The sequence below is a fragment of the Alsobacter sp. KACC 23698 genome (assembly GCF_045348435.1).
GTDB lineage: Bacteria > Pseudomonadota > Alphaproteobacteria > Rhizobiales > Beijerinckiaceae > Alsobacter.
Genome location: NZ_CP157484.1, coordinates 3,800,920 through 3,822,142, shown reverse-complemented (window position 1 = coordinate 3,822,142; position 21,223 = coordinate 3,800,920). Strand labels below are relative to the sequence as shown.

General features: G+C 70.5%; 20 protein-coding genes. 12 read left to right on the top strand and 8 right to left on the bottom strand.

Annotated elements, in window-relative coordinates; genetic code table 11:
* Positions 1 to 232 precede the first annotated feature (232 nt).
* From ABEG18_RS18200 to ABEG18_RS18175, 6 genes are all read left to right on the top strand, one after another.
* Entirely contained in the window at positions 233 to 781 is a 549-nt protein-coding gene (locus tag ABEG18_RS18200) for a TRAP transporter small permease (RefSeq protein ID WP_406854458.1), read from the top strand.
* Between the two features lie 3 nt (positions 782 to 784).
* A complete protein-coding gene (locus ABEG18_RS18195) occupies positions 785 to 2,101 on the top strand; it encodes a TRAP transporter large permease (RefSeq protein ID WP_406854457.1) in 1,317 nt (438 codons plus the stop codon).
* Positions 2,102 to 2,137: 36 nt separating this feature from the next.
* Positions 2,138 to 3,127 carry a TRAP transporter substrate-binding protein gene (locus ABEG18_RS18190; RefSeq protein WP_406854456.1) on the top strand — a complete coding sequence of 330 codons (990 nt, stop codon included), beginning with the start codon at positions 2,138 to 2,140 and terminating at the stop codon, positions 3,125 to 3,127.
* Positions 3,128 to 3,319: 192 nt separating this feature from the next.
* Positions 3,320 to 3,850, top strand: coding sequence for a winged helix DNA-binding protein (locus ABEG18_RS18185; RefSeq protein WP_406854455.1), 531 nt, complete (start codon positions 3,320 to 3,322; stop codon positions 3,848 to 3,850).
* 118 nt (positions 3,851 to 3,968) lie between these two features.
* On the top strand, positions 3,969 to 4,496 hold the full coding sequence (locus tag ABEG18_RS18180) for a hypothetical protein (RefSeq protein WP_406854454.1): 528 nt from the start codon (positions 3,969 to 3,971) through the stop codon (positions 4,494 to 4,496).
* A 182-nt stretch (positions 4,497 to 4,678) separates the two neighbouring features.
* Positions 4,679 to 5,326: a ribonuclease T2 family protein gene (locus ABEG18_RS18175; RefSeq protein WP_406858642.1), complete on the top strand. Its 648-nt coding sequence runs from the start codon at positions 4,679 to 4,681 to the stop codon at positions 5,324 to 5,326.
* A 51-nt stretch (positions 5,327 to 5,377) separates the two neighbouring features.
* On the opposite strand, the gene ABEG18_RS18170 is transcribed toward ABEG18_RS18175, so the two are convergent.
* From ABEG18_RS18170 to uvrB, 3 genes are all read right to left on the bottom strand, one after another.
* The gene (locus ABEG18_RS18170; protein ID WP_406858641.1) at positions 5,378 to 5,890 is read right to left on the bottom strand and encodes a DUF427 domain-containing protein; all 513 of its coding nucleotides are present in this window, start codon (positions 5,888 to 5,890) and stop codon (positions 5,378 to 5,380) included.
* A 101-nt stretch (positions 5,891 to 5,991) separates the two neighbouring features.
* On the bottom strand, positions 5,992 to 6,285 hold the full coding sequence (locus tag ABEG18_RS18165; RefSeq protein WP_406854453.1) for a hypothetical protein: 294 nt from the start codon (positions 6,283 to 6,285) through the stop codon (positions 5,992 to 5,994).
* A 266-nt stretch (positions 6,286 to 6,551) separates the two neighbouring features.
* Positions 6,552 to 9,479: an excinuclease ABC subunit UvrB gene (gene uvrB, locus ABEG18_RS18160; protein WP_406854452.1), complete on the bottom strand. Its 2,928-nt coding sequence runs from the start codon at positions 9,477 to 9,479 to the stop codon at positions 6,552 to 6,554.
* Positions 9,480 to 9,666: 187 nt separating this feature from the next.
* Here uvrB and ABEG18_RS18155 point away from each other — a divergent pair, with 187 nt between their 5' ends.
* Entirely contained in the window at positions 9,667 to 11,115 is a 1,449-nt protein-coding gene (locus ABEG18_RS18155; protein WP_406854451.1) for a DUF1800 family protein, read from the top strand.
* Positions 11,116 to 11,129: 14 nt separating this feature from the next.
* Positions 11,130 to 12,383 (top strand): DUF1501 domain-containing protein, encoded by a 1,254-nt coding sequence (locus ABEG18_RS18150; protein WP_406854450.1) that lies wholly within the window; start codon positions 11,130 to 11,132, stop codon positions 12,381 to 12,383.
* A gap of 23 nt (positions 12,384 to 12,406) precedes the next feature.
* On the opposite strand, the gene ABEG18_RS18145 is transcribed toward ABEG18_RS18150, so the two are convergent.
* Together ABEG18_RS18145 and ABEG18_RS18140 are read right to left on the bottom strand one after the other, a co-directional pair.
* The gene (locus ABEG18_RS18145) at positions 12,407 to 12,700 is read right to left on the bottom strand and encodes a hypothetical protein (protein ID WP_406854449.1); all 294 of its coding nucleotides are present in this window, start codon (positions 12,698 to 12,700) and stop codon (positions 12,407 to 12,409) included.
* A 1,181-nt stretch (positions 12,701 to 13,881) separates the two neighbouring features.
* A complete protein-coding gene (locus tag ABEG18_RS18140; protein ID WP_406854448.1) occupies positions 13,882 to 15,123 on the bottom strand; it encodes an amidase in 1,242 nt (413 codons plus the stop codon).
* A gap of 224 nt (positions 15,124 to 15,347) precedes the next feature.
* Here ABEG18_RS18140 and ABEG18_RS18135 point away from each other — a divergent pair, with 224 nt between their 5' ends.
* Positions 15,348 to 15,935: a TetR/AcrR family transcriptional regulator gene (locus tag ABEG18_RS18135; protein WP_406854447.1), complete on the top strand. Its 588-nt coding sequence runs from the start codon at positions 15,348 to 15,350 to the stop codon at positions 15,933 to 15,935.
* A gap of 12 nt (positions 15,936 to 15,947) precedes the next feature.
* Here the strand turns inward: ABEG18_RS18135 and ABEG18_RS18130 are convergent, their stop codons facing one another.
* A complete protein-coding gene (locus tag ABEG18_RS18130) occupies positions 15,948 to 16,409 on the bottom strand; it encodes an Lrp/AsnC family transcriptional regulator (protein ID WP_406854446.1) in 462 nt (153 codons plus the stop codon).
* Between the two features lie 71 nt (positions 16,410 to 16,480).
* A complete protein-coding gene (locus ABEG18_RS18125; RefSeq protein ID WP_406854445.1) occupies positions 16,481 to 16,966 on the bottom strand; it encodes a hypothetical protein in 486 nt (161 codons plus the stop codon).
* A 100-nt stretch (positions 16,967 to 17,066) separates the two neighbouring features.
* Between ABEG18_RS18125 and ABEG18_RS18120 the strand changes: the two genes are divergently transcribed.
* From ABEG18_RS18120 to ABEG18_RS18110, 3 genes are read left to right on the top strand one after another with little or no spacing between them, the layout of a single operon-like run.
* Complete coding sequence (locus ABEG18_RS18120; protein ID WP_406854444.1) at positions 17,067 to 18,053, top strand: mitochondrial fission ELM1 family protein; 987 nt, start codon at positions 17,067 to 17,069, stop codon at positions 18,051 to 18,053.
* 42 nt (positions 18,054 to 18,095) lie between these two features.
* On the top strand, positions 18,096 to 19,058 hold the full coding sequence (trxB, locus tag ABEG18_RS18115) for a thioredoxin-disulfide reductase (RefSeq protein ID WP_406854443.1): 963 nt from the start codon (positions 18,096 to 18,098) through the stop codon (positions 19,056 to 19,058).
* On the top strand, positions 19,058 to 19,972 hold the full coding sequence (locus ABEG18_RS18110; protein WP_406858640.1) for a LysR family transcriptional regulator: 915 nt from the start codon (positions 19,058 to 19,060) through the stop codon (positions 19,970 to 19,972). Before trxB ends, ABEG18_RS18110 begins: the two co-directional genes overlap by 1 nt.
* A 250-nt stretch (positions 19,973 to 20,222) precedes the next feature.
* Here the strand turns inward: ABEG18_RS18110 and ABEG18_RS18105 are convergent, their stop codons facing one another.
* Positions 20,223 to 21,215, bottom strand: coding sequence for a Bug family tripartite tricarboxylate transporter substrate binding protein (locus tag ABEG18_RS18105; RefSeq protein WP_406854442.1), 993 nt, complete (start codon positions 21,213 to 21,215; stop codon positions 20,223 to 20,225).
* Positions 21,216 to 21,223: the final 8 nt, after the last annotated feature.

Sequence of the window (21,223 nt, the reverse complement as noted above, 5' to 3'; positions counted from 1 at the left end):
GCATGAGCGGCGGCGGAACGGAGCCTAGCCATCGCTCGATCGTCTTGTGAAGCAGATTTTCGCAAAACGTCGATAAATTGTTGACGTCACGAAATCGCCGCTTAGCATCCGCTTCAGGCCATGGCTCCGCCGCCCTGGTCACGCCCTCCGCTCCGGAAAGGGTCCGCACCGCCATGTTCCTGCGCAGCCAACCCCGGGCGCCCGGCGCCGCGTCCGCACGGAGCGCCCTCCGATGATCCGCCGCTTCCTCGATGGGCTCTACCTCTGGTCCGGCTATGCGGCCGGCGCCTTCCTGATCGCGATCTTCGTGTTGATGATGCTCCTCTCGGTGGGGCGCGAGTTCAACCTCAACGTCGCCTCGGGCGACGATTTCGCCGCCTGGTCGCTGGTCGCGATGGCGTTTCTCGGGCTGGCGCACACCTTCAAGCGCGGCGAGATGATCCGGGTCGGGCTGTTGCTGGAGCGGCTGTCCGGGCGCCCCAAGCAGGTCGCCGAGCTCATCTCGCTCAGCGTCGCCGGCGCGTTCATCGGCTATTTCACGTGGCAGGCGGGCCAGCTCGCCTTCGACTCCTGGCGCTTCGGCGACATGTCGCAGGGCGTGGTGGTGATCCCGCTCTGGATCCCACAATTCGGCATGGTGGCGGGCCTCGCCATCCTGCTGGTCGGGATCGTGGACGAGCTCGTGGTGGTGCTGCAGGGCCGCCGCCCGACCTACGAAATGGAGCCGGCCGCGACGCCCGAGGAGCTGATCGAGCGCATCGCCTCAGGCGGGGGAGTCTGAGCCATGTTCGGAGCCATTCCGCTTCCCGAACTGTCGATGATCCTGCTGGGATTCCTGGTCGTCATCCTGGCGAGCGGGGTGTGGATCGCGGTCGGCCTCGGCCTCGTTGGCCTCCTGGCGATGGTGCTCAGCACCAACGTGCCGATCGGGCAGGTGCTCGCCACCACGGTGTGGAGCGCCTCAGCGTCGTGGACGCTGGCGGCGCTGCCGCTGTTCATCTGGATGGGCGAGATCCTGTTCCGCACCCGCTTGTCCGAGCAGATGTTCCGGGGCCTGTCGCCCTGGCTGCAATGGCTGCCGGGCCGGCTCATCCACACCAACATCATCGGCTGCGGCATCTTCGCGGCCGTGTCCGGCTCCTCGGCGGCGACCTGCGCGACCATCGGCAAGATCGCGCTGCCGGAGCTGGAGAAGCGCGGCTACGACGCCCGCATGAGCCTCGGCACGCTGGCGGGCTCGGGCACCCTCGGCCTCCTGATCCCGCCCTCGATCCCGATGGTGGTCTACGCCGTGACGGCGAACGTCTCGGTGCTTCAGGTCTTCCTGGGCGGCTTCCTGCCCGGCCTGCTCGTGATGGCGCTCTACATGGGCTACGTCATCATCTGGGCGCTGCTGAACCCCGACAAGCAGCCGCCGCGCGATCCCTCGATGCCGTTCATGGACAAGCTGCGCCAATCGGCGAAGCTGCTGCCCTGCATGCTGCTGATCGCGGTGGTGTTCCTGTCGCTGATCCTCGGCTTCGCGACCGCCACCGAATGCGCAGCCTGGGGCGTCACCGGCGCGCTGGGGCTCGCATGGTGGAGCGGCACGCTGACCCGCGAGGCGTTCTTCGACAGCGTGATGAGCGCCACCCGCCTCACCTGCATGATCATGCTGATCCTGGCCGGCGCGGCCTTCACCACCGCCGCGATGGCGTTCACCGGCATCCCGGCCGCGCTGGCCGAGTGGGTGAAGGGCCAGCAGCTCTCGCCGCACATGCTCGTGCTGGCGCTGACCTGCATGTACATCATCCTGGGCTGCCTCATCGACGGCATCTCGATGATCGTGCTCACGGCCGTAATCGTGCTGCCGATGGTGAAGCAGGCGGGGTTCGACCTCGTCTGGTTCGGCGTCTACCTCATCATCCATGTCGAGATGGCGCAGATCACGCCGCCGGTCGGGTTCAACCTGTTCGTGCTGCAGAACATGAGCGGCAAGGACACGATGACCATCGCCAAGGCGGCGTTCCCGTTCTTCATCCTGCTGAACGTCGCCGTATTGATCATCACGACCTTTCCGCAGATCGTGCTCTACCTGCCGAAGCTCGCCTTCCCTGACTGACCTGCCCGACTGACCCGCCGAACGAGGACACCCAGCATGACGACACCGCGCACCTTCGCGATCTCCGCCATCCTCGCCGGCTTCGGCGCGCTGGCCATCGCCGCGCCCGCCGCGGCGCAGACCAAGTGGAACCTGCCGACCGCCTACCCGATCGACAACCTCCACACCGAGAACCTCGCCCAGTTCGTCAAGGACGTGGAGAGCGGCAGCGGCGGCAAGCTCGTGATCACGATCCACGCCAACGCGTCGCTGTTCAAGGCGCCCGAGATCAAGCGCGCGGTCGCGACCGGCCAGGCGCAGATCGGCGAGGTGCTGATGTCGCTGCACGAAAACGAGGACCCGATCTTCGGCGTCGACGTCGTGCCGTTCCTGGCCTCCAGCTTCAAGGACTCCAAGAAGCTCTGGGACGCGTCCCGCCCGGCCGTGGAGAAGAAGCTGGCCAGCCAGGGTCTGGTCACCCTCTACGCCGTGCCGTGGCCGCCGCAGGGCATCTACGCCAAGAAGGACCTGAACGCCGTCGAGGACATGAAGGGCCTGAAGTGGCGCTCCTACAATGTCGGCACGGCGCGCATCGGCGAGCTCGTCGGCGCGCAGTCGGTCACCATCCAGGCGGCCGAACTGCCGCAGGCGCTGGCCACCGGCGTGGTGAACTCCTTCATGTCCTCCGGCGCGACCGGCTATGACAGCAAGGTGTGGGAGAGCCTCGACCACTTCTACGACACCCAGGCCTGGCTGCCCAAGAACCTCATCTTCGTCAACAAGGCCGCCTTCGACGCGCTCGACAAGGCCACCCAGGACGTCGTCATGAAGGCGGCCGCCGCCGCCCAGGAGCGTGGCTGGAAGCTCTCCGAGGACAAGACCAAGTGGTACCTCGACCAGCTCGCCTCCAAGGGCATGAAGGTGCAGGCCCCGAGCCCGGCGCTGGCCGAGGGCTTCAAGAAGATCGGCGAGCAACTCACCGCCGACTGGATCAAGAAGGCCGGCGCCGACGGCCAGGCCGTGGTGGACGCCTACAAGAAGATGTGACGACGACGGGCGGCCTGCAGGGGCCGCCCCTCCATTGTCCCGTCATCCCCGGCCGGAGCGGCGAAGCCGCGCAGGGGAAGGGAATCCAGACTCTTTCGGCGCCGCTCCGCTGGATCCCCTTCCCGCGCCTTCGGCGCGCCGGGGATGACGGCGGAGAGTGAATGCGCCCCACTGGTCGAACCAGCGAAACCCATGCCCGAACGCCCGCGCAGCTCATCCGATCTCGGACCCATCGTCTCCTCGGCGCACCTCGCCTCGGGCGCGCTGCCGGCGCTATCCGAGTTCGAGTTCGGGCTGATCCTGGCCTCGCACGCCTTCCACCGCTGGATGGTGCGCGCCATGGCGGCGGCGGGCTTTCCGGACCTGTCGGCGCTGGACGTGCTGGTGCTGCACAACGTCAACCACCGCGGCAAGGCCAAGCGGCTGGCCGACATCTGCCTCGTGCTCAACATCGAGGATACGCACCTCGTCACCTATGCGGTGAAGAAGCTGGAGCGTCTCCGGCTGGTGAAGAGCGGCAAGGCCGGCAAGGAGAAGACGATCGCGATCACCGCCCCGGGGGCGGAGGCCTGCGCCCGGTATCGCGAGATCCGCGAGGGTTTGCTCGTGAAGGCCGTCAAGGGCTTCGGTTTCGACGAGAAGCAGCTGTCGGAGGTGGCCTCCACCATGCGGGCGCTGTCGGGCCATTACGACCAGGCCGCCCGCGCCGCCGCGTCGCTCTGACGACCACAGCGAGCGGGCCGGCGATTCCCGCCATGATTGTGGGCCGGCGTGTCCGCCGTGCACTTGACCCCATGGCGACGCTTCCGCATCGTGAGGCGGAGTGTACCGGAGCAGGTTGATGCGAAGCATGAAATCGGGGCGCGGCCGGGCGGCCGGCGTCCATGGGGCGGGGGTTCTGACGGCCGGCCGTCGGGCCACGGCCGCATCGGCGCTCGTCGGGGCGGCGCTTCTCGCCACGTCCCTGGCGTCCACCGCCTCCGCCGAGGATCGTTACCCGGCCGAGCGCTGGACGCTGCCCTACAGCGCCTATCCGGCCAACATCCCCGCCTGCGCGGATCCGGCCGTCCTGTCGAAGATCCAGGACCGGTTCTCCGAGACCGAGAGCAGCTACTGGAATTCCTCCGCCGCCATCGTGTCCTTCGAGACGGTCCGGGTGCTGGGCTTCCGGCCCTGGGGCCTGGACTACATCCCCCGCCTGTTCTGCACCGGGACCGTGGTGGTCAATGACGGACGCCGCCACCGCATCGACTACTCGGTCGCGGAGGATCTCGGCTTCATCGGCTGGGGTTGGGGCGTGGAGTATTGCGTGACCGGCTTCGACCGCGAGCGCGCCTATTCGCCGGCCTGCAAGATGGCGCGGCCCTGACCTTGCGGTGGCCCGTCGTTTCGGGCCGCCCCCCGGGGCCCCCCTTGGGCGGCTCCTCTCCCCGACGTTTCAGCATCGATTTCAGCGCCTCGCATTTTCTCAATCGGAGCATTCCCATGTCATTCGGGCGAACTGTCCACGCCGCGGGCCGGGTCCTGCGGGCGTGCGCTCTTGCGTGGCTCATGGCGGCCAGCGGCCTGTCGGCGGCCGGCCCGGCCAGCGCCCAGGAGGGCGGCGAGCGCCGCGGCGGCGCGGCCGGCGATTTCGACTTCTACGTTCTGGCGCTGTCCTGGTCACCGGGCTTCTGCTCGGTCGGGGGCGGCGACGACAAGGGGCGCGACCAGTGCCGCTCCGGCTCGAAGCTCGGCTTCGTCGTGCATGGGCTCTGGCCGCAATATGAGCGCGGCTTCCCGTCCGAGTGCTCGCCGGCCGGACGCTCGCCGTCCCGCATCGCCGTCGAGGCCGCCAAGGGCGTGTTCCCGGACGAAGGCCTCGCCCGCTATGAATGGCGCAAGCACGGCGTCTGTTCGGGCCAGAGCCCGACCGACTACTTCTCCTCGGTCCGCGCCGCCCGCGACAAGGTCGTGATCCCGCCCGGCCTGAAGGAGCCCGCCGCCGACCAGACCTGGACGGCCATCGACCTGGAGCGCGCCTTCGTGGCCGCCAATCCGGGCCTACGCGTCGACATGATGAGCGTCGCCTGCCGCAACGAGACGTTGCAGGAGGTCCGCATCTGCTTCAGCAAGGACCTGCGGCAATTCCAGGCCTGCCGCGAGATCGACCGCCGCGGCTGCCGCGCGCGCGAGATCAAGGTCCCGGCGGTCCGCTAGAGAGCGCCTGAGAGCCGGTGGAAGCCGGCTTTTCGCGCCAAGACATGCGACTCACCACCCTTGCGTGCCGGGGCCGCCCTTGAACGGCCCGACCACGTCGGGCGTGATCCAGCCGCCATAGAACCCGCCCTCCTGCGGGCGCACGGGCTCGCCGTCCACCCGGCAGGCGTCCATCAGCCCCGGATAGAGCGCGATGTAGCCGGCGATCGCCGCGAAGGCGGGCGTCGGGCGCGGATAGGCCCAGGCGGCCCGGCGGGCGATGCGCGGCGGCCCCGCCGGCTGCGGCGCGACGATGTCGAAATAGACCGCCGGCCCCTTCCACTCGCAGACGCTGCCGACGCCCGGAAGGGGAACCAGCCGGTCCATCCTGACGTCCTGCGGGGGCAGGTAGTAGGTCGGCGGATGGCTCGTCTCCAGCGCCCGCCAGGCGGCGCGCGTGTCGGCCAGGATCTCGCCGCCGAACACGACCTCGACCCGGCGGGTCGAGGGCTGGACGATGGCCGGGCGCGGGTAGTCCCAGACGCTTTCCTGGCCGGGGCCGGGCGGCAGGGGGACAGGTCGGATCATGGCGGAGCTCTCGGCGGCGGCGTCTTTCCCAAGGTGGAGCGCGACGCGCCCGCGTCGAGGCCCTGCGGCGCCGCGTCACCGCCCGCCCGGGCGGTGCGTCAGCCCTCGCTGAGCTGCTGCACTCGCGACTTCAGCGCAGCGTTCTCTTGCCGCAACGTCTCGTCGTCCGCCGGCGTGGGCCTTGGCGGCGCCTCCGGGGCGGTCTCGAAGGCGACGCCCATCAGGTCGCCCGCGCGCCACACCTGGCGCACCATCCGGCGCTGCCCCGACTTGCCATCCACGAGTTCGAACCGGCTCGGCACCATCACGGCGGGACTGATCTGCAGCCGCGCGCCGCCCGCCGACAGGTTGCGGATCACGCATTCGATGCTGTTGCGCCCATGGTCGAACATCACCCGCCCAGGCAGGATCGTCCGCTGCCGTGGATGCAAACGCTTGTTCGCGCCGCCGTCGGGACCTGGGTGATTCTGAGACATGACTAGAATTTAGAGAGAAAATATTAAATGACAATTGACGACAGCGGCCGGCGGACTGGGCTGAGGGGGTCCGGGAGGCTGAGCGGGTGGTGCGCTCTGGAGCCTCCGCCCTTCGAGACGCAGGCCCTCAGGGGGCTGCTCCTCAGGATAAGGGGGTGGTGGGGCGACGCGCGAGCTGGCCGCTACCCCTTCTTGCCGCCCCGGAACGCGCGGGTGCCGGGGCGGCCGGCCTTGCTGCGGGCGGCGGCTTCGCCGCCGAGGGGGCGGCCGAGGCCGCCGCCGAGATTGTGGGGGCCCATCTCGTCCAAAGTGGGCTTGCGGGCGCGGGTGGGCGGCAGGTCGGTGGGCGTGTCGTCGGAGAAGCGGGGGCCGTCCGGAAAGCGGTGGTCGCCGGTCGTTCCGGCGCCGCGGCCGCGCTTGGGCTCGACCGGGGGCAGGTTGCCGGCGCGGCCGTATTTCTTGGGGCCGGCGTAGCCGCCGGTCTTCTCGTCCACCTGCGTCTGCGTCGCCATGGGGTCGGCGGCGAGCACGAGCTCGGTGGCCTGCAGGCGCTTGATCTCGTCGCGCAGGCGGGCCGCGACCTCGAAGTCGAGGTTGGCCGCGGCCTCGCGCATCTTCTTTTCGAGATCGGCCAGCGTGGCCTTCATGTTGTGGCCGACCAGCGCGCCTTCCTTGGCGACGCCGGTGTCGACGCGGACGTGGTCGCGCTCGTAGACGCTTTCCAGGATGTCGCCGATGTTGCGCTTCACGCTCTCGGGCGTGATGCCGTTGGCCTCGTTCCAGGCGCGCTGCTTTTCGCGGCGGCGGTTGGTTTCCTGGATGGCGCGGTCCATGGAGCCGGTGACCTGGTCGGCGTAGAGGATGACCTTGCCGTCGACGTTGCGGGCGGCGCGGCCGATGGTCTGGATCAGCGACGTCTCGGAGCGCAGGAAGCCCTCCTTGTCGGCGTCCAGGATGGCGACGAGGCCGCATTCGGGAATGTCGAGTCCCTCGCGCAGCAGGTTGATGCCCACCAGCACGTCGAAGGCGCCCAACCGCAGGTCGCGCAGGATCTCGATGCGCTCGATCGTGTCGATGTCGGAGTGCATGTAGCGCACCCGCACGCCGTTCTCGTGCAGGTACTCGGTGAGGTCCTCGGCCATGCGCTTGGTGAGCACGGTGACGAGCGTGCGGTAGCCATGGGCCGCGACCTCGCGCACCTCGCCGAGTAGGTCGTCGACCTGGGCGCGGGCGGGCCGGATGTCGATCACCGGGTCGATGAGGCCGGTGGGGCGGATGACCTGCTCGACGAAGACGCCGCCGGTGCGCTCCATCTCCCACGTGCCCGGCGTGGCCGAGACATGGACGGTCTGCGGGCGCATGGCCTCCCACTCCTCGAAGCGGAGCGGGCGGTTGTCCATGCAAGAGGGCAGGCGGAAGCCGTATTCGGCCAGCGTCGCCTTGCGGCGGAAGTCGCCTTTGTACATGCCGCCGATCTGCGGAACCGTGACGTGGCACTCGTCCGTGAACACGATGGCGTTGTCGGGCAGGTATTCGAACAGCGTCGGCGGCGGCTCGCCGGGCCGGCGGCCGGTGAGATAGCGCGAGTAGTTCTCGATGCCGGCGCAGGAGCCGGTGGCCTCCATCATCTCGATGTCGAACAGCGTGCGCTGCTCCAGCCGCTGCGCCTCCAGAAGGCGGCCCATGCGGTAGAGCTCCTCCAGGCGATGCTTGAGCTCATCCTTGATGCTGCGGACGGCCTGCTGCAGCGTGGGCTTGGGCGTGACGTAGTGCGAGTTGGCGTAGATCTTCACGAATTCGAGGTCGGCCGACTTCGTGCCGGTGAGCGGGTCGAATTCCTGGATGCTCTCCACCTCGTCGCCGAAGAGGTTGATGCGCCAGGCGCGGTCCTCGTAGTGGGCCGGGAAGATCTCGACGACGTCGCCGCGCACCCGAAATGCGCCGCGCGAAAAGTCGCCCATGCTGCGCTTGTATTGCAGGGCCGTGAGGTCGGCGAGGAGCTGGCGCTGGTCCAGCCGCTCGCCGATCTTCACCGTGAAGGTCATGGCCGTGTAGGTCTCGACCGAGCCGATGCCGTAGATGCAGGACACGGAGGCCACGATGATGACGTCGTCGCGCTCCAGCAGGGCGCGCGTGGCGGCGTGGCGCATGCGGTCGATCTGCTCGTTGATCGAGCTTTCCTTCTCGATATAGGTGTCGGTGCGCGGAACGTAGGCCTCCGGCTGGTAGTAGTCGTAGTAGGAGACGAAGTACTCGACGGCGTTGTTGGGGAAGAAGCTCTTGAACTCGCCATAGAGCTGCGCCGCCAGCGTCTTGTTGGGGGCGAGGATCAGCGCCGGCCGGTTGGTGCGGGCGATCACCTGCGCCATCGTGAAGGTCTTGCCCGAGCCGGTGACGCCGAGCAGCACCTGGTCTCGTTCGTGGCGCTTCACGCCGTCGACCAGCTCGGCGATGGCGGTGGGCTGGTCGCCCTTGGGCTCGAACTCGGAGACGAGGTCGAAGCGCACGCCGCCCTCGGACTTGTCCGGCCGGGGCGGGCGATGCGGCGTCCAGGGCTTCGTCTCGCGCAGATTGGGATCGCCCTGCTCCAGCAGGGCCTTCAGCGAATCCATGGTGGCGGTGGCGCCCACCAGGCCATTGCCGCGGACCTGGTCGTCGTCGTCCCCGTCGCGCAGGATGTTGCCCTGGCGCACGCGCTTGGGGGCGGCCTTGAGGATGTCCTCGCGGGAGAGGCCGACGTCGCGCTTGCGGTCGCCGGGGTGGATCTCGCCCTCGACCGGGGGTGGGTTGGCCTTGGCGCGGCGCGCGGCGGCGCCCGGGGCGGCGCGGCCGTCGCCGCCGTCGGCGGGGAAATCGAGCCCGAGTTTGCGGGCCAACGCGGGGTCGACGCCCTCGACGTCGTCCGGATCATAGCCGGCCTGCGGCGACTCGGCGAAGCCGGAGCCGGCCGTTTTGGCGGCCTCGCGGGCGATGCCGGGATTGAGCAGCGCGGCGAGGTGCTCGTCCAGCGGCTTCAGTTCGGGCCTGGACGCCTTGGAGCGCGGCGTGCGCGGGCTGAGCGCGCTGTCGCGGCCGGAGGACGGCGCGGGGGATTTCGGTGCTTTGGCCATACCGTGAACATGGGGCGAGTCACGCCTCGGGGCAAGCCGGCGCGACCGCGCGAGACGCCGGCTCCGGCGAGCGCGGCCAAAAGATTGGGGCCCCTGCATGCGGCCGCATTGGCCGAACATTAACGATTGTTAGGCCTTACTTCAGCCGTTGTCCGACGCCTTCTTGGCGCGGATCCCGGATTGCGCCATGGCCATAGATCCCCGCCTCGCCCTCGTCGCCCTGAACCGCTTCGGCCTGGGGGCGGCCCCGGGCGAGCTGAACCGCGCCGCCGCCGATCCGCGCGGCTACGTGCTGGCCCAGATCAACCCCGCCGCCATCAAGCCGCTGGACAGCGTCGCAGGCTTCGCGGCCCTGAAGGACAGCGCCGCCAATCTCATCGAGGCGCGCGAGGCGGACAAGATGCGCAGGGCGGCCAAGCTCGCCGAGGCGAACGCGGCGGCCTCCGCGCCCGCCATGCGGGACGAGGCTGCCGGCGGGGCCATGATGGCGCCGGGGGGCGCGATGGCGCCGGCCCCCAAGCGTCCGGATAACCCCGAGGCGGAGAATTTCCGCGCCGAGGTGGCGGCGCGCTTCGCCCGGCTGCTCGGCACGGAGAACGGGCTGGTGGAGCGGCTGACGCTGTTCTGGTCCAACCACTTCGCGGTGTCGGCCGCCAAGGGGCCGGGGCTGCGCATGCTGTGCGGCTCGTTCGAGCGCGAGGCCATCCGGCCCTACGTGCTCGGGCGCTTCGGCGACATGCTGAAGGCCGTCGAGCAGCACCAGGCGATGCTCTACTACCTCGACAACCACCAATCTGTCGGCCCGACCTCCAAGGGCGGGCAGAACGGCAAGCGCGGGCTGAACGAGAATCTCGCACGCGAGATCCTGGAGCTGCACACGCTCGGGGTCGACGGCGGCTACGGGCAGGCGGACGTGACCAGCCTGTCGCGCATCATCACGGGCTGGACGGTGACGTCGCCGGACGAGGACCTGCTGCACGGCGGACGCTTCACCTTCGCGCCGGCCCGCCACGAGCCAGGCGACCACGTGGTGCTGGGCAAGACCTACGCGCAGGACGACCAGCGCCAGGGCGAGGCCGTGCTGGCCGACCTCGCCGTGCACCCGGCGACCGCGCGGCATCTCGCCCGCAAGCTGGCGACGCATTTCGTGGCCGACCAGCCGCCCAAGATGCTGGTGGAGCGGTTGGCCAAGACGTTTCTGGACAGCAAGGGCGACCTCGCGGCGGTGGCGCGCGTGCTGGTGAGCGCCCCGGAGGCGTGGTCCGCGCCGGCCACCAAGCTGCGGACGCCGCAGGACTTCCTGATCGCGGCCTTCCGGGCCACCGGCAAGACGCCCGATCCGGGCGCCATCGCGGGCGTGCTGCAGGTCATGGGCCAGCCCCTGTGGCAGCCGATCGGCCCGAACGGCTTCTCCGACCAGTCGGCCGAATGGGCCTCGCCCGAGGGCGTCTCGGCGCGTCTCGACGCGGCCGCGCAGTGGGGCCGGCAGAACGCCAAACTGGATCCGCAGGCGCTGCTGGAGACCACGATTGGGCCGGCCGCGTCGGCCGAGACCCGCCAGGCCGTGGCGCGCGCGGAAAGCCGCGCCCAGGCGGTCGCGCTGGTGTTCATGTCCCCCGAATTCCAGCGCCGATGAGCCGGGAGCCCGCCATGTCGCATCCGTTTTTGACCAGTCCCGACGCCGCCTGCTGCGAGGCGCCCGATCCGTCCCGCCGCGCCGTGCTGGTGACCGGCGGGGCGCTGTTCGCCTGGGCGTTTGCGCCGCGCTTCGCCCACGCGGCCGGCGGCAAGGATCCGCGACTCGTCACCATCGTGCTGCGCGGCGCGCTGGATGGGCTTTCGGCCGTGGCGCCGGTGGGCGACCCCGACTATGCGGCGCTGCGGGCCGGCATTGCGCTGTCGGCGACCGGAGACAACGCCGCGCTGCCGCTGAACGGCTTTTTCGCCCTGCATCCGGCGATGCCGAACTTCGCCCGCCTGTACAAGGCCGGGCAGGCCAGCGTGATCCACGCCACGGCGACGCCCTATCGGTCGCGCTCGCATTTCGACGGGCAGGACGTGCTGGAAAGCGGCCTGCCGGGCGTCGCGCCGGTGGACAGCGGCTGGATGAACCGCGCGCTGGCGGCGCTGCCCAAGGGCGAGCGCATCGGCAAGCTCGGCGGGGTCGGGGTCGGGGCCACGACGCCGCTGGTGATCCGCGGCAAGGCGCCCGTGCTGGGCTGGGCCCCGCAGGGCCTGCCCAAGGCCGAGGACGACCTCGCGGCCCGGGTGCTGGACCTCTATCGGCAAAAGGACCCGGCGCTGGGCGACGCGCTGACGCGCGGCCTTGACGCCGAGATGATCGCGACGCGCAACGGCGGCGGCCAGAACCGCCGGGGCGGCGGCGGAGCCGAAGCCATGCGCCGCGCCGCCGAGGGCGCGGGACGGCTGATGGCGGCCAACGATGGTCCCCGGCTCGCCGCGCTGGCGTTCGGCGGGTGGGACACGCACGCCAACGAGGGCGGCGCCACCGGCCAGCTGGCGCAGCTGCTGGGCGGTCTCGACGGCGCGCTGGCCGCGCTGGAGGAAACGCTCGGGCCGGTGTGGAAGGACACCGCCGTGCTTGTGGTGACCGAGTTCGGCCGCACGGCGCGCATCAACGGCACGGTGGGCACCGACCACGGCACCGCCACCTGCGCGTTTCTGGCCGGCGGCGCCGTGAAAGGCGGCCGCGTGATCGCCGACTGGCCGGGGCTGAAGGAGGCGCAGCTCCACGAGGGCCGCGACCTCAAGCCCACCACGGATCTGCGGGCGGTGCTGAAGGGCGTCCTGGCCGATCATCTCGGCCTGTCGCGCGCCGCGCTGGGGACCTCCGTGTTCCCGGAGTCGATGGCGGTCGAGCCGATGCGCGGGCTCATCGGCTGAGGGCGTGCGCCTCGGGCGCGGCGTCAGCCCGAACCCGGAAGCGAGCGCTGCAAAGCGGGGCTGAATGGGCCGCGCGCCTGCGGGCAGGGGGTCGCGGTGGGCTCCCACGAGGTGTTGTTCAGCACCATGACGCAGCGCGCCAGGCGCGAGCCCTCGACGGTGCGCAGGCAGATCGTCTCGCCCATCTGGTAGGTCTGTCCCTGCGCCCGGCAGGTGCAGGGCGGCAGCGGCGGGTCCGGCCGCCAGGGCGCGAACCGCCCCTCCGCCAGCGCCGACGCGCCGCCGGCCAGCATGGCCAGCGCCGCCATACCCGCCATGGGGGTTCCGGTCCGACGCATGCCCGATGCTACCACGCCGCCGCGCCTGACGCAGCTTTTTCGCCGGTCGCGCGCCAACCGAAGAAAGGCGGCTGGTTGACATTTTAGAAAAATAATCCTATATCGCTTCGGCCCGGATGCGGGCGGGGCCGGCGCCGGCCTTCATCGCATCCGCCACGAGCTTTTCGGTTTCGCGCCCGCGCCGCCCACCGGCGATGCGGGCCGGAGCGGTCGGGCTCTCGCGCGCCGAGGCGTCATGCCTCCTGCGGCGGACGCAGTCTCGTCCGCATCCCCCCGCGGCCTCCTCGGCCGCCCCCCACCGGAGCGGGGTCAAGCCCGGTCCCGGACGACGCAGGGTGACGGTCGTTCCTCGCGAAGCAGGGTCAGGCTTCGCTCCCGCGGACGGGGAGACCTCCGCTCCGAGCCGCGTCCGGGTGATGCGCGGCCCGACCCGCCGCGGGACGGCGGGGGAGACTGCGCCAGCCTGAGGCGCCGCGCGCGAGAGCCGCCGACCGCCCACCCCCGCGCCCGCAGGCGACGGGGCGCGCGGCGCGTGCCGTTCCGGGGATCGCCGAACCGCCAGGCAGCCGGACCGCCAAGCAGCCGGACCGCCAAGCAAAAGCCGCCGCCGATCCGGGGACCGACGGCGGCGAAGATCATCGTCTCGTGATGGGTCGTCTGAAACGCCTGGCTCGCCAGGGTTCCGCCGAACATGTCAGGCGATCCTGTGGATGCGCCTGGCTGTCATGACCTCTTCGGCGGCTCGGTCAGCGATCTGAGCCCCACTCTCTCCGGATCGAGGCTTTCGCCCCGCCGGTTCGGCCTCAGAAGAGGCCGAACACCACAGCGCCGACCAACGCGAACGCCGCACACATCGCCATCATGTTGAGCCGCTGGACTAGGGCCATGTGGTCCTCCTGGGGCGGTTAACACTATCCTAACGCTATCAGCCTTCCGGCATTGCGCAAGCGATTTTCTTGCTGCTCTGCAGCATGCGGAAGATGTTTCAAATGCTGTGTATTCGTCGAGGTGTTTTCTTCATGTATGGGAAATGCTGTTCAAGTATCGGAGAGGCATGACTTCTTTATTCGAAGGTCATGCCCAGCATGGAATGCCATCTTCCATGCCCGATCTTCCCCAACTTCGCGCGGACGGCTTGAGTCTTATAGAAGAGCCGATTGTCACAGAACGGGACGCAGGGCCCGCTCCAGGAAGGCCGCCGCCGCCAGGCAGCGCGCGTCGCGGGCGAAGGGCGCGACCACCTGCAGGCCGATCGGCATGCCGTCGGCGGCGCGCAGCCCCGGCACGTTCACGCAGGGCGCGCCGAGCAGCGTGAAGAGCCGGTTGAACCGCGCCTCGCCGGTGGTCTCACGTCCCGGCGCGGGGCCGGGCGCCGAGAGCGTCAGCAGGACGTCGAGCCCGTCGAACAGGTCCCGGGCCGCCATGCGGGCCCGCCGGGCCGCGCCGCGGGCGGCGTCGTAGTCCTCGGCCGGCGTGGCCTCGCCGGCCGCCAGCGCGGCGGCGATCCCGGGCGGCAGGTCGGCGCGGCGCTCGCGCCATTCCCAGCCGAGCGAGCCGTGCAGTTCGAACTGGTAGAGGGTGGGCTGGCGCCGGTCCGCCTCGACCAGCGCGTCGGGCAGATCGACGGCGCGCACATCCGCGCCGGCGCTCTCCAGCGCCCGGGCGGCCGTCTCCAGGGCCGCCATCGACTCCGCGCTGCGCTCGCCCGCATGCGGCATGGCGGCGACGCCGAAGCGCGGCGCGCCGGGGTCTTCCGCCGACGTCATCGCGCGGCCGGAGATCAGCTCCAGCGCCAAGGCGAGGTCGGCCGCGGTCGCGGCGAAGAGGCCGAGCGTGTCGAGCGTCCAGGCGGTGGTCTTCACGCCGACGGCGGGCAGGAGCCGGAAGGAGGGCTTCAGCCCCGCCGCGCCGCAGAAGGAGGCGGGGCGGATGACCGACCCGGCCGTCTGGGTGCCGACCGCGAGCGGGATCAACCCGGCTGCGACCGCCGCCGCCGACCCCGCCGAGGAGCCGCCGGGCGTGCGGTCGGGACGATGCGGGTTCAGCGTGGGGGCGGGGTCCAGATAGGCGAAGGCGGTGGTCTCGGTCTTGCCCAGGATGGTCCCGCCCAGCTGCCGGATGCGGCTCACGATGGCGGCGTCGGCGCGGGGGCGCCAGTCCCCGTAGATGGCCGGGCAGCCGAGTTCGGTCGGCATGTCGGCCGTGTCGATGACGTCCTTCACCCCGACGGCGATCCCGGCGAGCGGCCCCGGCGCGGAGGCGGCGGCCGGCTCGGCGAAGCGCACGAAGGCCTTCAGCGCGGGGTTGCGCGCCATGGCGGCTTCGCGGGACTCGCGGACGGCGTCCGGCGCGGTCGTCTGGCCGGCGTCGATGCGGCGGAGGATGTCGACGAGGGAGAGCATGGGCCGGGTCTCGCGGTGATCGCCGCCGCGGCGGGACTCGCCGGGCGCGCGCCACCATAGCGGCCCTGCGCGGGCGGGCGGAAGCGCCTCTGCGCGCCGCGCCCGGCGCATTTGCGGAGCCGGTCCGCTTGGGCTAACGCTGCGTCATGCGTTGGCGCCACGGCCCGCCCGGGCCTCCCCATGGCTGCGGCCCGTTCAGGCGCCGGGGCTACCATCACGGACAGTTGCGCGAAGCCCTGATCGCGGCGGCGCGCCAACTCCTGGGCGATCGCGGCCCGGAGGGCTTCTCGCTCACCGACGCCGCCAAGCTGGCGGGCGTCAGCCCGGCCGCGCCCTACCGGCATTTCCGCGACCGCGAGGCCCTGCTGGCCGAGGTCGCCGCCGAGGGCTTCGGGCTGTTCGGCCAGCGGCTTGCGGCGGCGCTGTCCTCGGCGCCCGGCCAAAGCGGGTTCACCGCCATGGGCAGGGCCTACCTGGCCTTCGCCCGCGAGGAGCCGGGCTTCTACGCGGCCATGTTCTCGCAGCGGGCGCAGCCGCCGGGCGAGGATGCGGACGGCGCCGGCCGCCCGGCCTACGAGATCCTGCTGCGCGGGGTGGCCGGCGCGCTGGCCCAGCATGGCGGGGCGGGCGTCGACGCGGAGGCGTTCGCCCGGCAGGTCTGGGCGCTCAGCCACGGGGTCGCCAGCCTGGAGCGCGCCGGCTGCTTCGGGCGCACCCGTCCGGGGGAGGCGGAGGACCTGCTGGTCAGCGGCGTCGAGGCGCTGCTGAGGGGCGCCCGCGAGCGGGCGGCGGCCGAGACAGCCCCGGCCTGACGACGCCGCGCCCTAGATCGGCGCGATCGGCTCGTCCTTCACCTTGTCGAGCGCGACGGCGGTGCGAATGGTGCGCACATGGGGCAGGGCGGTCAGCTCGGCCACCAGCGCCTGGAAGGCCCTGAGGTCGGGCGCGACGCATTTCAGCATGAAGTCGATGTCGCCGGAGAGCGTCCAGCACTCGCGCACCGCCGGCCAGTCGCGCATCCGCGCCTGGAAGCCGACGAGGTCGGCCTCGGCCTGGCTGGAGAGGTGCACGAAGGCGAAGAACACGATCTCGAAGCCGAGCGCCTCCTCGTCCACCAGCGCGCGGTAGCCCTGGATGATCCCGGCCTCCTCCAGCGCCCGCACCCGCCGCAGGCAGGGCGGCGCCGACATGCCCACGCGCCGGGCGAGCTCCACATTGGTCATGCGGCCGTCCGCCTGGAGCTCCCGCAGGATCTTCAGGTCGATGTCGTCAAGGCGTGTCGGCAAGGGGCGATTCCGCTGCGGTGCGATCGGCCCTGTTTAGACGTGAACGGTTCGGCGGGGAAGGGCGCCGGCGATCAGCACGGTGGAGCCGATGCCTTGAGCTGTTGCGCCTGCAAGAGGGAGCTTCGGATATGCAGCGCAATAGTCCACAAGACCATGAGACCGAGCCCGACGAGCGCTGCGCCCCGCAACAGTTTCGGCATGTCAGGGTCCCAATCTCCTTCGACAACCGGTTCATAGCAGGTTTCGCTGCGCGGCCAGATAGCGACCGACTGTCCTATGACGACGGAGCGTCTGCGGCTATCCTTCATCTCTGGCCGTTCGGTAAAACAGGTTTTGTCTTTGACAGAAAAGCGGATGATCGATCGATGGCCTTTGCCTTTATCGATGTCGACAACCACGCCATGCACTGGCGTGACTGAAAACATCAGATGGCGGTCTAGATCCCGCTGATGTCCCCTCGCTACCCCGATCCCCCAGATGGCAAGGCACAGGGCCGAACACAGATAGGCGATGGCGATAAAGCGGGTGTTCTCTCGGAGCTGTTCGCTCAGCGGCATCAAACGTCACCTTCATCGAACCAGGAAATAGTATGGTGGCGATTGATTGATATTCGCTGACGTGCTTGCCGCCTGACCCGTTCCGTGCGACTCGCGTCCCATGCTCCCTCCCGCCACCAGCTGCTGGATCATCACCGACGGCAAGGCCGGCGACGAAGGGCAGTGCCTGGGGGTGGCCGAGGCGCTCGGGCTCGCGCCCGACGTCCGGCGCGTGGCGCCGCGGGCGCCGTGGTCGTGGCTGGCCCCATGGGGGCCAGTCGACCCGCGCGAGGCGCCCGGCCGGGAGGGCGGCCCGCTGGCGGGGGCCTTGCCGGACATCGCCATCGCGAGCGGGCGCCGCGCGGTCCCGGCCCTGAAGGCGCTGAAGCGGGCGTCGGGCGGGCGCACCTTCACGGTCTTCCTGAAGGACCCGCGCACCGGGACGGGCGCGGCCGACTTCATCTGGGTTCCCGAGCACGACCGGCTGCGCGGCCCCAACGTGCTGGCGACCCTGACCTCGCCGCACCGGGTCACGCCCGAGCGCCTGGCCGCCGCCCGCGCCGCGCCGCCGGCCGCGCTCGCGGCGCTGCCCCGGCCGCGCGTGGCGCTGCTGCTGGGCGGCGACAGCCGCCACCACGTCTTCACCGGCGAGGACATCCTGCGGCTCACCGGCCAGATCGGCGCGCTGGCGCAGACGGGCGCCGGCCTGATGGCGACGGCGTCGCGCCGCTCGCCTCCCGCGCTGGTGGAAGGGGTGCGCAGCATCCTGCGCGGCAAGGGCGGCTTCTTCTGGGACGGGACCGGCGACAATCCCTATATGGCGATGCTGGCCCTGGCGGATGCGATCGTGGTCACGGCCGATTCCGCCAACATGGTCGGCGAGGCCTGCGCCACGGGCAGGCCCGTGCTCGTCTTCGAGCCGTCCTGGCGGCATCAGAAGGGGTCGGACCGGCTCAGGCGACAGATAATCGCCCTGAAGGAGGCCGGAGCTGTGCGTTTCTTTCAAGGTCGGCTTGAAAGCTATGCATACCCGGCATTAGATAGCACCCCAGTCATCGCTTCGGCGATCGAAGCCGCATACCTGCGGCGCAGGAGCACCCCCGCCTAAATCGATGTGAGCGCCCGCTCCGCGCTCCAAGAGACGCGCGACATGTCCGCTCTGCACGCCAAGCTGATCATCCTCGGGTCCGGTCCGGCCGGCTACACGGCCGCGATCTACGCGGCCCGCGCCATGCTGGAGCCGGTGCTCATCTCCGGACTCCAGGAGGGCGGGCAGCTGATGATCACCACCGACGTGGAGAACTATCCCGGCTTCGCCGACGTCATCCAGGGCCCCTGGCTGATGGAGCAGATGCGCAAGCAGGCCGAGCATGTCGGCACGACGATGGTGTCAGACTACGTCGTCAAGGCCGAGCTCGGCGTGCGGCCGTTCCGGCTGACCGGCGACAGCGGCCAGGTCTACACCTGCGACAGCCTCATCATCGCCACCGGAGCGCAGGCGCAGTGGCTGGGCCTGCCCTCCGAGGAGGCGTTCAAGGGCTATGGCGTCTCGGCCTGCGCCACCTGCGACGGGTTCTTCTTCCGCAACAAGGACGTGGTGGTGGTCGGCGGCGGCAACACCGCCGTCGAGGAGGCGCTCTACCTCGCCAACATCGCCCGGAGCGTCACGGTGGTGCACCGGCGCGACGCGTTCCGGGCGGAGCGCATCCTGCAGCAGCGGCTGTTCCAGCAGGCCAACGTCTCGGTGGTGTGGGACAGCGCCATCGACGAGATCTGCGGCGGCCAGAACCCGCCGGGGGTCACCCATGTGCGGCTGCGCAACACCAAGACCGGCGCCCTCAGCGAGGTGAAGACCGACGGCGTCTTCGTCGCCATCGGGCACAAGCCCGCGACCGCGCTCTTCAAGGGCCAGGTGGAGATGCGGCCTTCCGGCTACATCCACACCCATCCGGGCCACACGACGACGAACATCCCGGGGGTGTTCGCCGCCGGCGACGTCACCGACGAGACCTACCGGCAGGCGGTCACCGCCGCCGGGCTAGGCTGCATGGCGGCGCTGGACGCGGAGAAGTTTCTCGCTGGCGTGCTGATCGAGAGAGAGGCCGCGGAGTGATGCCCTTTTCCCTGCACAACACCTTGGATTGGGACAAGGTCCGCATCTTCTACACGGCGGCCGACGCCGGCAGCTTCACCCATGCGGGCGACGCGCTCGGCCTCAGCCAGTCGGCGGTCAGCCGGCAGGTGGGGGCGCTGGAGCGCGATCTCGGCGTGCCGCTGTTCCACCGCCACGCGCGCGGGCTGATCCTCACGGAGCAGGGCGAGCAGCTGTTTCGCACCGCCAAGGAGATGATGCTGAAGCTGGAGTCCACCCGGGCCCGGCTCACCGACAGCCGCGAGAAGCCCAATGGCGAGCTGCGCGTCACCACCACGCTGGGGCTCGGCTCCAACTGGCTGACGCCGCGCCTGGGCGAGTTCCTCGACCTCTATCCCGAGGTCAAGCTGCAGGTGCTGCTCACCGACGACGAGCTCGACCTGTCGATGCGCGAGGCGGACGTCGCCATCCGGCTGCGCCAGCCGGTGCAGGGGGACCTGATCCAGCGCCGCCTGTTCACGGTGCATTTCCACGCCTACGCGTCGGCCGACTACATCAAGGGCCGCGGCCAGCCGCGCGACATCTCCGAGCTGGAGGAGCACCGGATCCTCACCTATGGGGGTGAGACGCCCTCCTACCTCAAGGACGTGCACTGGCTCACCACCGTGGGGCGGGACGCCAAACATCCCCGCCAGGCGGCGCTCACGGTCAACAACATCACCGCCCTGAAGCGCGCCTGCGAGCGCGGCATCGGCATCGCGGTGCTGCCCGACTACCTGATCGAGCCGGAGGCCGGCCTCGTGCAGGTGCTCAATGGCGACGAGATGCCGGCGCTCGACAGCTATCTGGTCTATCCGGAAGAGATGAAGAGCGTCGCCCGAGTGCAGGTCTTCCGCGACTTCCTGGTCAGCAAGGCGCAGCGCTGGACCTACTGAACGCACGCGCGGTGGACCGTCTCCGCCCAATACGCGTGCAGCGCATGCCTGTTATGAGGCCATCTGCGTTGAACGCAAAGCTCCCGACCCGCATATAGGGGGTGGTTCCGGTCGCAGTCTCCACCTCCCCTCCCGGTGTCGAGACTGCGTTCGGGCCGTTCCCCTCTGGACGGCTTTCGGGTTGCGATCCGGAACAGCTCCATAATGGCCGGGTGTCGCAAGACGCCCGGCCTTTTTTTTGCGCGCCGCCTCAGTCGACGCGCGCGCCCGAGATGCGGATGACCTCGGCCCATTTGGCGACCTCGCCAGGGATCATGGCGCGAAGCTCGGCGGGGGACTTCATCGCCACCGTCAGGCCCTGCCGCTCCATGGCCTCCTGGGCGGCCGGCCTGGCGAGGCCCGCCGCGACCGCCCGGTAGAGCTTGTCCACCACGGATTCCGGGGTCTTGGCCGGCGCGAACAGCGCGAACCAGGCGTCGGCCTCGACGCCCGGGACGCCCTGCTCGCCGAGCGTCGGCGTGTTCGGCAGCCGCGCGGCGCGCCTGGCGCTCGCCACCGCGAGCGGCTTCAGCTCGCCCGCCTCGATCTGGGCGATGACGCTGGGCAGGGTGGCGAAGGCCACGTCGATGCGCCCGGCCAGCAGCTCCGTCGTCATCGGGGCCGCGCCCTTGAAGGGCACGTGCAGCAGGTCGACGCCGGCGCGGGTCTTGAACAGCTCCGCCGCCAGATGCGAGGCCGAGCCGTTGCCGGTCGACCCGTAGGTGAGGGCGCCGGGCTTGTCCTTGGCGAGCTTCACGAGGTCGGCGGCGGTCTCGGCCGGGAGGTCCTTGCGGGCGACCAGGACGTGCTGGATGTCGGCGACGCCGGCCACGGGGGCGAAGTCGCGCGCCGCCTCGTAGGAGGTGCTCTTGATCAGGCTCTGGTTGGTGGCGTGGGTCTGGTTGGTGCCCAGCACCAGGGTGTGGCCGTCCGGCTCGGCGCGCGCCACCGCCTGCGAGCCGACGATGCCGCTGGCGCCCGCGCGGTTCTCCACGATGATCGACTGGCCGAGCTCCGTGCCGGCCTCCTGGGCGATGAGGCGGGCCACCACGTCGACCGGCCCGCCGGCCGGATAGGGGACCACCAGCGTGATCGTGCGGCTGGGAAAGGCTTGCGCCCGGGCGCCGCCGAGGGGAGCTGCGCAAGACAGCGCGCCCGCAGCCAGCGCGGCGGCCGCGATCGCGGCGCGACGTGAAAAGCCCATTCCATTCC